At 68.7% G+C, this 13,826-nt stretch carries 15 protein-coding genes; 8 read left to right on the forward strand and 7 right to left on the reverse strand.

Features of this window, described 5'->3' with window-relative positions; translation table 11 throughout:
- Positions 1-6: 6 nt before the first annotated feature.
- The 6 genes from WC555_RS06070 (at position 7) to WC555_RS06095 (ending at position 2,947) form a co-directional block, all read left to right on the forward strand.
- Complete coding sequence (locus tag WC555_RS06070) at positions 7-714, forward strand: TorF family putative porin (RefSeq protein WP_373252113.1); 708 nt, start codon at positions 7-9, stop codon at positions 712-714.
- A gap of 38 nt (positions 715-752) precedes the next feature.
- Positions 753-977 carry a hypothetical protein gene (locus WC555_RS06075; protein WP_373252115.1) on the forward strand — a complete coding sequence of 75 codons (225 nt, stop codon included), beginning with the start codon at positions 753-755 and terminating at the stop codon, positions 975-977.
- A gap of 149 nt (positions 978-1,126) precedes the next feature.
- Positions 1,127-1,339 (forward strand): cold-shock protein, encoded by a 213-nt coding sequence (locus WC555_RS06080; RefSeq protein WP_055828888.1) that lies wholly within the window; start codon positions 1,127-1,129, stop codon positions 1,337-1,339.
- A 199-nt stretch (positions 1,340-1,538) separates the two neighbouring features.
- Positions 1,539-2,141, forward strand: a complete 603-nt coding sequence (locus tag WC555_RS06085) for a fasciclin domain-containing protein (RefSeq protein WP_373252116.1) — start codon at positions 1,539-1,541, stop codon at positions 2,139-2,141.
- A gap of 222 nt (positions 2,142-2,363) precedes the next feature.
- Positions 2,364-2,576 (forward strand): cold-shock protein, encoded by a 213-nt coding sequence (locus WC555_RS06090; protein WP_055828885.1) that lies wholly within the window; start codon positions 2,364-2,366, stop codon positions 2,574-2,576.
- Between the two features lie 101 nt (positions 2,577-2,677).
- Positions 2,678-2,947 (forward strand): hypothetical protein, encoded by a 270-nt coding sequence (locus tag WC555_RS06095; protein ID WP_373252118.1) that lies wholly within the window; start codon positions 2,678-2,680, stop codon positions 2,945-2,947.
- Positions 2,948-3,051: 104 nt separating this feature from the next.
- Here WC555_RS06095 and WC555_RS06100 read toward each other — a convergent pair whose 3' ends face one another.
- The 4 genes from WC555_RS06100 to WC555_RS06115 all read right to left on the reverse strand — a co-directional run bounded on the left by WC555_RS06100 (position 3,052) and on the right by WC555_RS06115 (position 7,525).
- Positions 3,052-4,215, reverse strand: a complete 1,164-nt coding sequence (locus WC555_RS06100) for a cystathionine gamma-synthase (RefSeq protein WP_373252121.1) — start codon at positions 4,213-4,215, stop codon at positions 3,052-3,054.
- Positions 4,216-4,324: 109 nt separating this feature from the next.
- On the reverse strand, positions 4,325-5,152 hold the full coding sequence (locus WC555_RS06105; protein ID WP_373252123.1) for a dienelactone hydrolase family protein: 828 nt from the start codon (positions 5,150-5,152) through the stop codon (positions 4,325-4,327).
- A gap of 7 nt (positions 5,153-5,159) precedes the next feature.
- Entirely contained in the window at positions 5,160-5,987 is an 828-nt protein-coding gene (locus WC555_RS06110; protein WP_373252125.1) for an alpha/beta hydrolase family protein, read from the reverse strand.
- A 134-nt stretch (positions 5,988-6,121) separates the two neighbouring features.
- Complete coding sequence (locus WC555_RS06115; RefSeq protein ID WP_373252127.1) at positions 6,122-7,525, reverse strand: pyridoxal-phosphate dependent enzyme; 1,404 nt, start codon at positions 7,523-7,525, stop codon at positions 6,122-6,124.
- A 110-nt stretch (positions 7,526-7,635) separates the two neighbouring features.
- On the opposite strand from WC555_RS06115, the gene rnr reads away from it, so the two are divergent.
- Positions 7,636-9,972: a ribonuclease R gene (rnr, locus tag WC555_RS06120; protein ID WP_373252130.1), complete on the forward strand. Its 2,337-nt coding sequence runs from the start codon at positions 7,636-7,638 to the stop codon at positions 9,970-9,972.
- Here rnr and WC555_RS06125 read toward each other — a convergent pair.
- Complete coding sequence (locus WC555_RS06125) at positions 9,969-10,739, reverse strand: hypothetical protein (protein ID WP_373252131.1); 771 nt, start codon at positions 10,737-10,739, stop codon at positions 9,969-9,971. The two genes, rnr and WC555_RS06125, sit on opposite strands and share 4 nt — an antisense overlap.
- 53 nt (positions 10,740-10,792) lie before the next feature.
- Between WC555_RS06125 and WC555_RS06130 the strand changes: the two genes are divergently transcribed.
- Positions 10,793-11,506, forward strand: coding sequence for an NUDIX hydrolase (locus WC555_RS06130; protein ID WP_373252132.1), 714 nt, complete (start codon positions 10,793-10,795; stop codon positions 11,504-11,506).
- Positions 11,507-11,793: 287 nt separating this feature from the next.
- Here the strand turns inward: WC555_RS06130 and WC555_RS06135 are convergent, their stop codons facing one another.
- Positions 11,794-12,414 (reverse strand): glutathione S-transferase family protein, encoded by a 621-nt coding sequence (locus WC555_RS06135; RefSeq protein ID WP_373252134.1) that lies wholly within the window; start codon positions 12,412-12,414, stop codon positions 11,794-11,796.
- A 17-nt stretch (positions 12,415-12,431) separates the two neighbouring features.
- On the reverse strand, positions 12,432-13,703 hold the full coding sequence (locus tag WC555_RS06140) for a NupC/NupG family nucleoside CNT transporter (RefSeq protein WP_373252136.1): 1,272 nt from the start codon (positions 13,701-13,703) through the stop codon (positions 12,432-12,434).
- Positions 13,704-13,826 lie beyond the last annotated feature (123 nt).

Here is a 13,826-nt window from a genome sequence, read left to right on the forward strand (position 1 = left end):
CAAATCATGCTCCGCATCCTGACGACCGTCGCTGTTGCGGCGACCGCCGCCTTGGCTTTCGCCGGTTCCGCCGCCGCCCAGGACGCCGCTCCGGCGGCCGGCAGCTGGTCCTTCGCCTTCGGCGCCGCGACCGACAACCGCTCCAAGGACGCCTCCAAGTCCGACGGCGAGGCCTTCGTCTGGGGTCAGGCGGAATGGGAGAATGCGTCGGGCCTGTTCTATGCCGCCACCGGGTTCGAGACGATCAAGAGCTCGATCGGCTCCGAACTGGAGCTGGAAGCCGGCGCCGGCCTGCGCCCCGAGGTCGCCGGCTTCGATCTGGACCTGAACGCGACTTACAAGCAGCAGGTCGACGCTGATCCGGGTACGGACGACAACGCCTGGGAGTTCACCGCCGACGTCAAACGCTCGATCGGCCCCGCCAGCGGCCGGCTCCGCCTGCAGCATTCGCCCGACGGCACGGGCTCGACCAAAGCCTGGACCTGGTATGAAGCCCGCCTCGGCTGGGCCTTCACCGAAAAGCTGGAAGCGACCGCCTCCATCGGCCGTCGCGAACAGGACAACAGTGTGGACTACACGGGCTGGAACGCCGGTTTCACCTACGCCCTGAGCCGGAATCTGGAAGCCGAGCTCCGCTATCACGCGACCGACGCCGACGTTTCGGGCGAGCAGTACGCCGACGCCCTGGTCGCCGGGATCAGCATCGCTTTCTGAAGCCTCGCTTTCTGTGGCGAAGCTCCTATTTAAGGGCGATGACCAACCATCGTCCCACGACCCTCGAACGCGCCTACCAGCTGGCGCGTGAAGGCGGCTGCCGCACCGTCGGCGACATCAAGACCGCGCTTCAGGCCGAGGGCTTCGAGCGCATCCAGGATTCCCTGTACGGCCCGACCCTGACCGCCGCCCTGCGCAAGCTGTGCCAGGAGCATTATGTGCCGACGCCCGAGGGCGAGGCGACTGAGCAGCCCACCACTTGATTTTGCCGCGCTGACCGGTCAAAAGCGTTTTGTCGATCTCTCTGCGAAACGCCACCCTCTGCTTTCGCACTGAGGTCTAGCCGCTCCTTTCAGACCCGACAGGCCGCAGGGGCTCTTCCCTGGGGCCAACGCTAACGGAGGTCCTGAAAATGGCTACCGGCACTGTTAAATGGTTCAACTCCACCAAGGGCTACGGCTTCATCCAGCCTGACGACGGCGGCAAGGACGTGTTCGTCCACATCTCGGCCGTCGAGCAGGCGGGCCTGCGCGGCCTCGATGAAAACCAGAAGGTTTCCTACGAAATCGAGCGCGACAAGCGTTCGGGCAAGGAATCGGCTGGCCAGCTGAAGACCGAAGGCTGAGGTCTCGCGTCGGCCCCGGCCGATGCATGATTTCGACGGCGGCGAGGGCGAGAGCCTTCGCCGCCGTTTTCGTTTCGCGCCTACGGTGCGACCTGGCCGGCGGATGCGCCGCGTGGCCAGATGCCGCGTCCGGCATCCGTCCGGCGCCCGACGTCGTCTCTGGGGCGAGCCGTATCGACGGCCGCTCAGGAGAGACGCCATGACACAGACCTTCACCCGCACCGCTCTGATCGCCGCCCTGGCCGCCGGCGCCCTCGCCGCCGCCGGCTGTTCCTCGATGGACAGCATGGGATCCATGAACGCCGGCGCCGACACCCCGGCCACGGTCATGGTCGGCGGCGCCGCCATGTATCCGACGAAGACCATCGTCGAGAACGCGGTCAACTCGCGCGACCACACCACCCTGGTGGCCGCCGTCACCGCCGCCGGACTGGTCCCCACCCTGTCCGGCCCGGGCCCCTTCACCGTCTTCGCCCCGACCAACGCCGCCTTCGCCAAGCTGCCGGCCGGCACGGTCGACACCCTCGTCCAGCCGGCCAACAAGGCGACCCTGACGAAAATCCTCACCTATCACGTGGTCCCGGGCCGGGTCAGCGCCTCGGACCTGATGGCGCAGATCCGCGCCGACGGCGGCCAGGCCCGTCTGACCACCGTCGAGGGCGGCGTACTGACGGCCTCGATGCGCGGAAACGCCGTCATCCTGACCGACGAAACGGGCGGCGTCGCCACGGTCACCCAGGCTGACGTCTTCCAGTCGAACGGCGTCATCCACGTCACCGACACCGTCTCCATGCCGAACTGACGAAAGCGAGGCGGAGCCTGCCCCGGCGGGCTCCGCCCTCCCTGCCCGGAATCACGGCGCTTGCTATTGGGCCGGAAAGCGCCCATCTGAGGCTACGTCGATCTCTTGCGAAACGCTGCTGCCCCTTTGCATCGCGCACCGAGGTCCAAAGCCGATCCATTCAGACCCGACAGGCCGATCCGGAACCTCTTCCGGCGGTCAACGCCTAACGGAGGTCTCAAAATGGCTACCGGCACTGTAAAATGGTATAACTCCACCAAGGGCTATGGTTTCATCGCCCCCGACGACGGCGGCAAGGACGTTTTCGTCCACGCCTCGGCCGTTGAAACGTCCGACCTGGGCACGCTCAACGAAAATCAGAAGATTTCCTACGAAGTCGAACGCGACTCGCGTTCGGGCAAGGAATCGGCCGGTCGCCTCAAGGCTGCCGAATAGTTTCCGACAAGCGACCCTGCCGGGGGTAATCCCCGGCTGACGGAAGGGCCGGCCGCCGAACAGGCGCCGGCCCGACTGCTTTTCAAATCCAGGAGACTTCGATGACCCCGCTTGCCGACATGATCCCGACCATGAGCGACCCGGACCTGAAGGCCCTGCGCCTGAACGCCCTGCGCCTGTCCGCCTCGACCACCGCCTCGCTGACCCAGATCGCCTCGGCCACCGACGTGGTCCCGCTGATCGACGCCGAGATCGCGAAACGCGCCGCCGACAAGACCACCGCCGTCAAGAAGCCCCGCGCCCCGGCCAAGAAGAAGGTCGTCCCCGCCACCGGCCACCAGACCGCCCTGCCGGACTCCAAGGCCGCCTGAGCCCATCGCCCACCCCCACCGTCATCCTCGGGCTTGACCCGAGGATCCGACGTGGGGCCGCGCCCCGGACGACGGCCCGCGAGACGGGCCGGCCTCCGAAGCGACTACCCCAGCGCCTGATCCAGATCCGCGATCAGGTCCTCGACCTCCTCCACGCCGACCGACAGCCGGATCAGGTTGTCGGTCACGCCGCCCGCCTCGCGCAGCTCCTTCGGCACCGAGGCGTGGGTCATGATGGCCGGGTGATTGACCAGGCTTTCGACGCCGCCCAGCGACTCCGCCAGGGTGAAGACCCGGACCCGCTCCAGCACCCGTTTGGTCCGCTCCAGATCGCCGTCGATCAGGACGGTGACCATGCCGCCGTACTGGCCGTTCATCTGGCGTGACGCCAGGGCGTGCTGCGGGTGGCTGATCAGCCCCGGATAGATGACCTTCGCCACCCCTTTCCGGTCTTCCAGCCAGCGCGCCACGGCCATGGCGTTCTCGTTGTGGGCCTTCATGCGCAGGCCCAGGGTCTTCAGGCCCCGGTTGGCCAGGAAGGCGTCGAACGGCCCCATGACACCGCCGACCGAGTTCTGCAGAAACTTGATCTCCTTCGCCAGGTCCGGGTTCGCCGTCACCAGCGCCCCGCCGATGATGTCCGAGTGGCCGTTCAGGTATTTGGTCGCCGAATGCATGACCACGTCGGCGCCCAGCTTCAGCGGCTGCTGGCTCCAGGGCGTGGCGAAGGTGTTGTCGACGATCAGCAGCAGGCCATGGGCTTTCGCGATCCGCGACAGTCCCTCGATGTCGGCCAGCTTCATCAGCGGATTGGTCGGCGTCTCGGCCCAGATCAGTTTCGTCTTCGGCGTGATGGCGGCCTCGACCTTCGCCAGATCGCTGAGGTCGACATAGGCGAAGTCCAGCCCCATCGACCGCCGCCGCACCCGCTCGAACAGCCGCCACGAGCCGCCGTACAGGTCGTCGCCCGTGACGATGTGCGAACCGGCGTCCAGCAGCTCCAGCGCCGTCGAGGTCGCGGCCATGCCGCTGGCGAAGCCGAACCCGTGGGTCCCGCCCTCCAGATCGGCCAGACAGGCCTCGAACGCCTCGCGCGTCGGGTTCTTGCCCCGGGCGTACTCATAGCCCTTGTTCACCCCCGGGCTTTCCTGGGCATAGGTCGAGGTGGCGTAGATCGGCGTCATCACCGCGCCCGTGGTCGGGTCCGGCCGCTGGCCGGCGTGGATGGCGCGGGTCGAGAACCCCTGGCTGTTCTTCAGCTTGGTCATGGTCTGTCCTTGGGCGGGGCGGCGGATGCGCCGGATGAAAGGCCGGCGGCGGGGACTGTGTCCGTCCGTTTCGGGCGGCAGGAACAGATGGCCGGGACGGGCCGACAGTTCAACCCGTCGGAGCGCCGGGGGCCGCCGGGGACCGCTCGCGCCGCGCCTCGACGAAGGCCCGCGTCAGCGCCATGACCGAGCACCAGGCCGGCAGGTCATACTGATGCCCGTCGAAGTCGAGCGCCTGAACCTCGACCGCCGCGCCGGCCGCCCGCAGACTGTCGGCCAGGTCCAGGGTCGCGCGGACGGGCACGGCCTCGTCGCTCCGGGCGTGGAGCAGGAGAAACGACAGGTCGCGGCCGCCCAGCGGCTCGTCGACCCGCCCGCCCCCGGCCACGATCACCGCGGAACGGATATTTCCATCCGACGCAGCCGCATCGACCGCGACGCCCGCGCCGCGCGAGTACCCCCACAGGGCCACATGGCCGGGAGAGACCCCGGGCTCGGCGGCCAGGCGCCGGGCCGCGTCCAACGCCGTCTCACGCCAGGCCCGGGCGTTGACCGTGCGCCGGCGGGGGTCCGGCGCGGCGGCGTCGAAATAGGCCGGCAGGATAACCCGGTAGCCCCGCGACGCCAGCTGGATGGCGTGGGCGTCGAACAGGATGGCGTTCATCTCGAACCCCGTGCCGCCGTGCAGCATCACGACTCCCGCTCCGTTGACCTCGCCGCGCGGGGTGTAGAGGTAGGCCCGCACCGGGCGGCCCCGGCTCCGGAAGGTGATCAGTTCGCGCGACGCCCGCACCGCCACGTCGTCCGCGCAACCGGGAACGCCGACCTGAGCGGCTTGCGGGGCCTGCGCTATAGCGGCCGACCCGCCCGCGAGCCCCAGAACCGTGGCCGTGGCCAGGCTCGCGGCGAGCAGGTTCAGGCGGTCGCGGCGGCGCATGGGCGGCTCACCCGGCGGGCGTCGTCGGGACCGGCGGCGCGCCCTCGACCAGCAGGTTCGCGTCCAGGAAGCCTCGCGTCAGCCGGAACGCCTCGCACCAGGCCGCGGGATTCAGGTCGTGCTGGCCGGAATCCAGCATCTGAATGTCGACGGTCGCGCCTCGCAGGCGGAGGTTGGCCGCCAGGCTGCGCATCGAGCTGGGGCTGACCGCCGTATCGGCGCGCCCGTGCATCAACAGCACCGGCATTTCGCGCCGCCCGCGCGAGGGCTCGCTCCAGATATCCGTGCCGGTTTCCAGACCGATGGCGACAGCCGCGGGGGCGTCCGGAACCACTGAGCCGTCGGTGGCCAGGAAGCCGCCGTAGGAATAGCCCCACAACGCGACCCGCCGCGGATCGACGTTCGGCTGGCCTCCGACGAAGCGCACCGCGTCCGCCCCGACCCGGGCCCAGGCGGCCATGTCCACGCCCGTCCGTCGCGCACGGAAGGGGCGGGCGTCAAAATAGTTCGCGACCAGCACGACATAGCCGCGCGACGCCAGCTGGATGGCGTGAGGGTCAAAGCGTTGGGCATCGCCCCCGAACCCCAGTGCGCCGGGCAGCAGCACGACGGCGGCTCCGTTATGGTAGCGCGGCTTGTAGATGAGGGCGTGGATGGCGTGGCCGTCACTGGTGAATTCGATCAACTCGCGCGTCGCATTCTGGCGCACATCCTCCGGGCACCCCGTCGCGGACGGCGCCGCGGGTGCGGCTTGCGGCGGAGTATGGGCGGAGGCGGGCGCGGCGAGCAAAAGCAGGCTGGCGGCGGCGAGGCCAAGGGTCGGCAGGCGTGTCATCGATCGTCTCGACTGCAAAGGAAGTCCGGCCCTCAGTCAGTCCTACAAATTCGCCGCCGTCCAGACGATTCGCCACGAATCCGCCACACTATGAACGCGCCGGCGCCACGAGCGCGTCAGTTTGGCGAAGCGACCTAGCGGTTCAGGCTCAGGTGATTGATCAGATCTGTCCGGGTGATCAGACCCACGAACCGCTCGCCGTCCAGCACGATCGCCACGCGATCCCGGTCGAACAGCGGGATCAGGGCGTCCAGGCTCTCCCCGACCTGCACCGTGTCGAGGTCGCGGGTCATCACCGTGCCGACGGGCTTTTTGAACCGTTCCTGGCGCGTGATCTCGTCGGTGTTCATCACATGCACGATGTCGCTCTCGTCCAGAATCCCGACCAGCCGGCCGTCCTGGATGATCGGCAGCTGTGAGACGTCGGCGCCGCGCATCCGCTTGAAGGCGGTGTCCAGGGTGTCGTCCGGACCCGCGACGACCACGTCGCCCTTCTCGTATTTGCGCGAGATCAGGTCGGACAGGTCGCCGTGCAGGGGCTGGTCGCCCAGCCCCTGATCGGCCAGCCAGGCGTCATTGTAGACCTTGGACAGATATTTGGCCCCGGTGTCGCAGACGAAGGTCACGACCCGCTTCGGCTCGGTCTGTTCGCGGCACCAGCGCAGGGCCGTCGCGATCAGGGTGCCTGACGACGAGCCGGCCAGAATGCCCTCCTTGAGCAGCAGCTCCCGCACGGTGGCGATCGCCTCGGCGTCGGGAATGGAATAGGCCTTGTCGATCAGCTCCATCTTCGCGGTGTCGGGCACGAAATTCTGGCCGATGCCTTCGACCGTATAGCTGCCCTCCGGTCCCGGCACGCCCTCATTTACGATCCCGGCCAGGGTCGAGCCGACCGGATCGGCGAGGAGGATCTCGGCCTTCGATCCCACGCTCTTCAGATACTGGGCGATGCCGGTGATGGTGCCGCCCGAGCCGATGCCGGCCGCGAAGGCGTCGATGTCGCCGCCCATCTGCTCCCAGATCTCCGGCCCGGTGGTCTGGAAATGGGCCAGGGAGTTGGCGTCATTGGCGAACTGGTTGACGTAGAAGCCGCCCGGGATCTGCTGCGCCAGCCGCTCGGCCATGTCGGTGTAGTATTCGGGATGCCCGTGCGGCACGTCCGAACGCGTCAGGCGAACATCGGCGCCCATGGCCCTGAGATGCTGGATCTTTTCCTTGGACATCTTGTCCGGAATGACCAGCAGCACCTTATAGCCCTTGGCCTGACCCACCAGGGTCAGCGCCAGACCGGTGTTGCCGGCCGTCGCCTCGACGATGGTCCCGCCGGGTTTCAGAAACCCCTCCGCCTCCGCCGCCGCGATCATCGACAGGGCGATGCGGTCCTTGATCGACCCGCCCGGGTTCTGGGCTTCCAGCTTGAGGAACAGACGGCAGGGTCCGGTGTCGATCTTCGTCACCTCCACCATCGGCGTCTTGCCGATCAGGTCCAGCAACGAGCCGGTCGGACCGGACAGGACGGGCTTGGCGGCCAACGACATTCAATCACTCCAGAAGGTTCGCGCCGGAAGCTAGGCGCAGCCCCTGCCCATCACAAGCCGCGCAAGATTTCGCCTCCGAAGAGGCCCTTCGTGCGGTATCAAGGATACAAATGAGCAAATCACCCCGCCGGCCCGTCGCCGGACTCCCCGACGAAGCCACGCTGATCGCCTTCCTCCGCGAAGCCGGAACAGCCGAAAAAACCGATATCGCCCGCCACTTCGGCCTGAAGGGCGGCGAGCGCCGCGCCCTGCGCGAAATGATCCGCGCCCTTGAGGACGCCGGAAAGTTGGGCAAACGCGGCCGCAAGGGCTTGTCGGAGGTCGGCGCCCTGCCCCCCGTCGGCGTCGCCGACGTGGTCGAGCGCGACCTCGACGGCGAACTCTACGTCCGTCTGGTCGAGGCCTCGGCGGACGCCCCGCGCGCGCTGCTGGTCCCCGACAACGGCGGCAAGACCGGCCCCGCCCCCGGCATGGGCGACCGGGTCCTGGTCAAATTCGCCCGCGGCGAGGACGGCTGGGAAGCGCGGCTGATCAAGAAGCTCGACGCCGGCGCCAACAAGGTGCTGGGCGTCATCCGCAAGTCCAACAAGGAGGTCCGGGTCGAACCCGTCGACCGCAAGTCGAAGGACGTTCTGATCGTCCCCCACGCCCAGGCCGAGGGCCTGCGCGACGGCGACCTCGTGCTGGCCGCCATCGAAAAGGGCGACCAGCGCTACGGCCCCAAACGCGGCAAGATCCTCGAGAAGATCGGCCATGAGGGGGACGCCCGCGCCGCCTCCCTGATCGCCATCGCCGCCCACAACGTGCCGATGGGCTTCTCCGAGGCCGTCGAGAAGGAGGCCGAGGATCAGGAGCTGCCCTCGCTGAAGGGCCGCGAGGACCTGCGCGACCTGCCCCTTATCACCATCGACCCCGCCGACGCCCGCGACCACGACGACGCCGTCTATGCGATGCGCGACGAGGACCCGAAGAACGCCGACGGCTGGGTCGTCTGGGTCGCCATCGCCGACGTCGCCGCCTACGTCCGGCCCAACACCAACCTCGACCGGGAGGCGCGCGAGAAGGGCAACTCCACCTACTTCCCCGACCGCGTCGAGCCGATGCTGCCCGAGCGGCTGTCGAACGGCCTGTGCAGTCTCAAGCAGGGCGAGAACCGCGCCTGCATGGCCGTGCGCATGGTCTTCGACCGGGACGGCCGGAAGACGGGACACAAGTTCGTCCGCGGCCTGATGCGGTCGCAGGCCAAGCTCAGCTACGAACAGGCCCAGTCGGCCATCGACGGCCAGACCGACGACACCACCGGCCCGATCATGGAGGCCATCCTCTATCCGCTGTGGAACGCCTACCGGACCATGCTCAAGGGCCGGATGAAGCGCAGCCCGCTGGCCATCGAAAGCCCCGAGCGGCGCATCCGCATGAACGACCAGGGCCAGATCATCTCGATCGAGCCCCGCGTCAGCCTCGAGGCCCACAGGCTGATCGAGGAGATGATGATCCAGGCCAACGTCTGCGCCGCCGAAACCCTGGAGCAGAAGAAGACGCCCCTGCTGTACCGCGTCCATGACGCCCCCAGCCAGGAGAAGCTGTTCAACCTGGCCGACTTCCTCCACACCATCGGCAAGCCGTGGACCAAGGGCGAGCCGGCCACGACCAAACGGTTCAACAAGCTGCTGGACGAGACGCGCGGGGGGGACCACGCCGAGGTCGTCAACGAAGTGGTCCTGCGCAGCCAGATGCAGGCCATCTATTCGGCCGAGAACGTCGGCCACTTCGGCCTGAACCTCGATCGCTACGCCCACTTCACCTCGCCGATCCGGCGCTATTCGGACCTGATCGTCCATCGCGGCCTGATCCGGGCGCTGGGGCTGGGCCCAAAGGGGAACCATGACGGGCTGACCGACCGCGAGGTCGTCGAACTGCCTGCCATCGCCGAACAGGTCACCATGACCGAGCGCCGCTCCATGGCCGCCGAGCGCGCCGCCATGGACCGCTACATGGCCGCCTTCCTGCAGGAGCGCGTGGGGGCGACCTTCCCCGGCCGCATCACCGGCGTGACCCGCTTCGGCCTGTTCGTCCGGCTGCACGAAACCGGCGCCGACGGTCTGGTGCCCGTCTCGTCGCTGGGCGGCGAATATTTCCACCACGACGAGAAGCAGCACGCCCTGATCGGCGAACGCTCCGGCCAGCGCTGGACCCTGGGCCGCACGGTCGAGGTCCGGCTGAAGGAGGCCACGCCCATCACCGGCGGTCTGGTCTTCGAAATGCTGTCCGAGCCCGCCGCCCGCGATCCCAATGCGCCCGCCGCCCGTCTGGGCGTGCGCGGTCGCGGTCCCGGCGGCGGCGACTTCCCCAAGCGCGGCGACAAGCGTCCGGGCGGACCCAAGCCGCCCAAGGGCGGCCGGCCCTCCGGCGGGCTGAAAGGCGTGCGCAAGGGCAAGCGGCGCTAGCCGCCCAGCCCGCGCCCCTGGGTCAGGGCGAAGGCGACCCAGACCACGGCCGCCAGCAGGACCACGCCCCGACGCCGGCCGATCGGAGCATACGTCGCATCGTCGACGGCCCGACCGCGGATCATCAGCAGCGGCAGCGAGGCCGCGCCGATCTCGAGGAAGGCATCCCTCAGATTCGGCCCCGGGCCTCCGCGATAGAACAGGGCGGCGGCGGCGGTCGCCGCCGTAGCCGCGAGCCAGGCGATCCGCCCCAGCCGGCGCGCCCCCTCGGCGCCCGCCAGCGACGACAGGCTCCGATTGGCGAAGACCACGGCCGCCAGCCAGAGCGCCAGTCCCGCGGCTGCCCCCACGCCGCGGACCAGCATACTCGGCGGGCCGACCAGATAGCTCCAGGCGAAGTAGAGATCGCCCTCCGCCAGCAGCATGGCCTTCATCAGATAACCACCCTCCCAGAAGGCGACGAAGGCGGCGACCAGGATCAGGAACAACTTCAGGCCAGGCCGTCGGGAGCCGACGATGCCGCTGGTCAGAAAGGCCGCCAGCCCGACGACCAGATTGAACAGCGGGCCGCCGAGGTCGATCAGGTCCGATGGCGTGTCGCACCGGAACAGGGACGAGGTCAGCAGCGTCACCTGCCCGCCGATCGCCAGACAGACCCCGCCATGGCCAATGGCCTCATGGCTGACGGTCACGGTCAGCGCGGCCAGGACCGCGATCGCGGCGATCGTCAGGGCGTCGCCCTTCCGGGGTCCGACGGTCTGTTTCATCGTTCGCATCCCCCGCTGACGACCGGGCCCGAAGGTCATGCTATGCCGCCCCGGTGCGAACACCAGAAATCTTTGACGCCGCCCAGGATCTGTCAGACGCCCCGCGCACCGGCGGCCGCCAGACGCCGAAGGACGCCGCCACCCTGATCCTGACCCGGGTCCGCAAGGGCGCGCCCGAGGTGCTGATGGGCCGCCGCGCCCCCGGCCATGTCTTCATGGCGGCCAAATGGGTGTTTCCCGGCGGCCGCATCGACCGCTCCGACTTCGCGGCGGCCTCGGCCACCCACCTGCCGGGCGTCGAGATGGCCCGCCTGACCCGCGAGATGGCGGCCCGCCGCGCCCGCGCCCTGGCCCTGACCGCCGTGCGCGAGACCTTCGAGGAGGTCGGCCTGCTGCTGGCCGAGCCCGCGCCCGTCGCCTCGGTCGCCGGCCCGTGGCGAGAGTTCCGCGCCATCGGCGCCCTGCCCGACCTCGCCGCCCTGTCCTACGTCGCCCGCGCCATCACCCCGCCGGGCCGCAGCCGCCGCTTCGACGCCCGCTTCTTCATGGCCGACGCCAGGGCCCTGCTTCACCCCGAACCCACCGCCGGCTCGGGCGAACTCGACGAGATCGCCTGGCTCCCGCTGGAACAGGCCCGGGCCGTCGACCTGCCCGCCATCACCCGCTTCGTCCTGGGCGAGGTGTCGGAGCGGCTGGCGCATCCCGCCCGCCCCCTGCCCTTCGTCCGCATGGTGCGCGGACGGCACGTCGTCGAGCATCAGGACTAGGGGTCGATCGGTGAGTTCGCTCTCTTGCCCCGCGAGAGCTGGTTCATCACAAAGGACACAAAGGAGGCCACAAAGGGCACAACGGGTCCTGAGAGGATGAAAGATTCGAACGCAGACGGCGTGAGAGGTGTCGGGTTATGCGGCGAAGCCGCAATCTCATCCCCTGCGACCGTGAACACCGGCCCGAAAGGTCCCTCGGTCCCGTCGTGTTCTTCGTGGCCTCCTTTGTGTCCTTTGTGATGAACCTCTTCCCGCCGCCCCTGCCGGCTGAACGCCTGCCGAATTCTCTAGGCGCCCGCCTTCGCGGCCGGTCTCGCGTGGCAAGTCGCCAGCCACCGCGCCAGATGGGTCAGTTCCTCCGGCGGCCGGTATTTGATCAGCCGGGCGAAATCCAGGCCGACCACGGCGACGATGTCGGCGATGGTGAACCGGTCCTCGGCGAGGAACTCGTGGTCCGCCAGACGACGGTCCAGGGTCTTCATGAATTTCTCGGCCGCCGCCCGGTTGTAGTCGGCCAGCTGGGGCATCTGCGCCGCCTCCAGCGCGGCCAGGGCCGGATGGGAATGGCGGACGGTCAGCATGATCGGATTGGCCAGATAGAATTCGCACCGGCGGGTCCACATCTCGATCACCGCCTGTTCCCGCGCATCGACGCCGAACAGGTTGGGCTCGGGATACAGGGCCTCCAGATAGCGGCCGATGGCGATGGATTCCGAAATCACGGTCCCGTCGTCCAGCTCCAGCGCGGGCACATGGGGCACGCCCACGCGCGACCGGTATTCGGGCGTCTTGTGCTCGCCGACCATGATGTCGATCTCGACCAGCTCGACGTCCTCGATGCCCTTCTCGGCCATGACCCAGCGCACCCGGCGGGGATTGGGGGCGCGGTGCGAGGTATAGAGCTTCATGCGTCTGGTCTCCGGCGTCAGCGGAATATGGCGGCGGGCATCGCGCCCACAACCGCGGCCGTCATCAATGTGGCGAGGAAGCCGGCGAACAGCCCCTTCCACACCAGGCCCAGCACCTCTTCGCGCCGCTCGGGCATCAGCACGCTGAGGCCCGTCACGGTGATGCCGACCGAGCCGATATTGGCGAAGCCGCACAGGGCGTAGGTCATCAGCATCCGCGTCCGTTCGCTCATCTCGCCGGCCGGGACCTTGCCCAGCTCGATGAAGGCGACGAATTCGGTCAGGGTCAGCTTGACCCCCAGCAGCCAGCCCGCCTTGCCCGCCTCGGACCACTCCACGCCGGTCAGCCAGGCCACCGGCATGAACAGCCAGCCCAGCAGCCGTTCGACCGTCACCGGGCCGTCGAACAGCCAGAAGCCGCTCAGCATGATGTTGACCAGGGCCACCAGGGCCACGAACACGATCAGCACCGCCGAGATGTTCAGCACCACCATCAGCCCGTCCGCCGTGCCCTTGACGATGGCGTCGATGGCGCTGTCGTATTTGAGGGCGGAGTTGTAGTCGGCGACCGCGCCCCCCTGTCCCGGCGTCTCCGGGATCATGATCCGGGCCAGCAGCACGCCCGCCGGCGCGGACACGATCGAGGCCACCAGCACATGGCCCGCCGCGTTCGACATCACGGGCCCCAGGATGGAGGCGTAGGCCACCATGGTCGAGCCCGCGACCGTCGCCAGCCCGACCACCATCATCAGGAACAGTTCGGACCGGGTCAGCTTGTCCAGATAAGCCCGGATCACGATCGGGCTCTCGATCATGCCGAGGAAGATGTTGGCCGCCACCGCCAGCGCCGAGGCGCCGCCCAGCCCCATGGTGCGCTGGAACAGGAAGCCGAAGCCGTGGGTGATCCACTTCAGGATCTTCCAGTGCCACAGCAGGGCCGACAGGGCCGAGATCACCAGGATCAGCGGCAGGACCTGGAAGGCGAAGGTGAACAGGGCGGGCTGGTTGGTCACCGCATAGGGCTGATCGCCCCCGGCCAGATAGCCGAACACGAACTGCGTGCCCCGCTGCGTCGCCGCGTTCAGGCCGTCGACCGCGCCGGTGACCGCCGCCAGCACATTCTGCGAGCCCGGGATGGCGAACAGCGCCAGCACCAGCGCCGCCTGCACCGCCACCGCCCCCAGCGTCAGCCGCCACGGAAACGCCCGCCGGTTCTCGGACAGGGCCCAGCACGCCGCGACGATGACGACGAGCCCGAGCAGGCTCTGGAGATTCAGCAGGCTGAACATGGACGACAATCCCCGCCGACTCCCCGCCGACCCGGCCCTGTTGAACGCCAGGCGGCCGCGTCTGGCAAGCCGCTGTCTGGCTGCGATGTGGTCAAGCTTCCGCCGCGAACGGGGCGCGCACTC

Origin of the sequence: Brevundimonas sp., assembly GCF_041648615.1 — a bacterium.
Taxonomy (GTDB): Bacteria; Pseudomonadota; Alphaproteobacteria; order Caulobacterales; family Caulobacteraceae; genus Brevundimonas.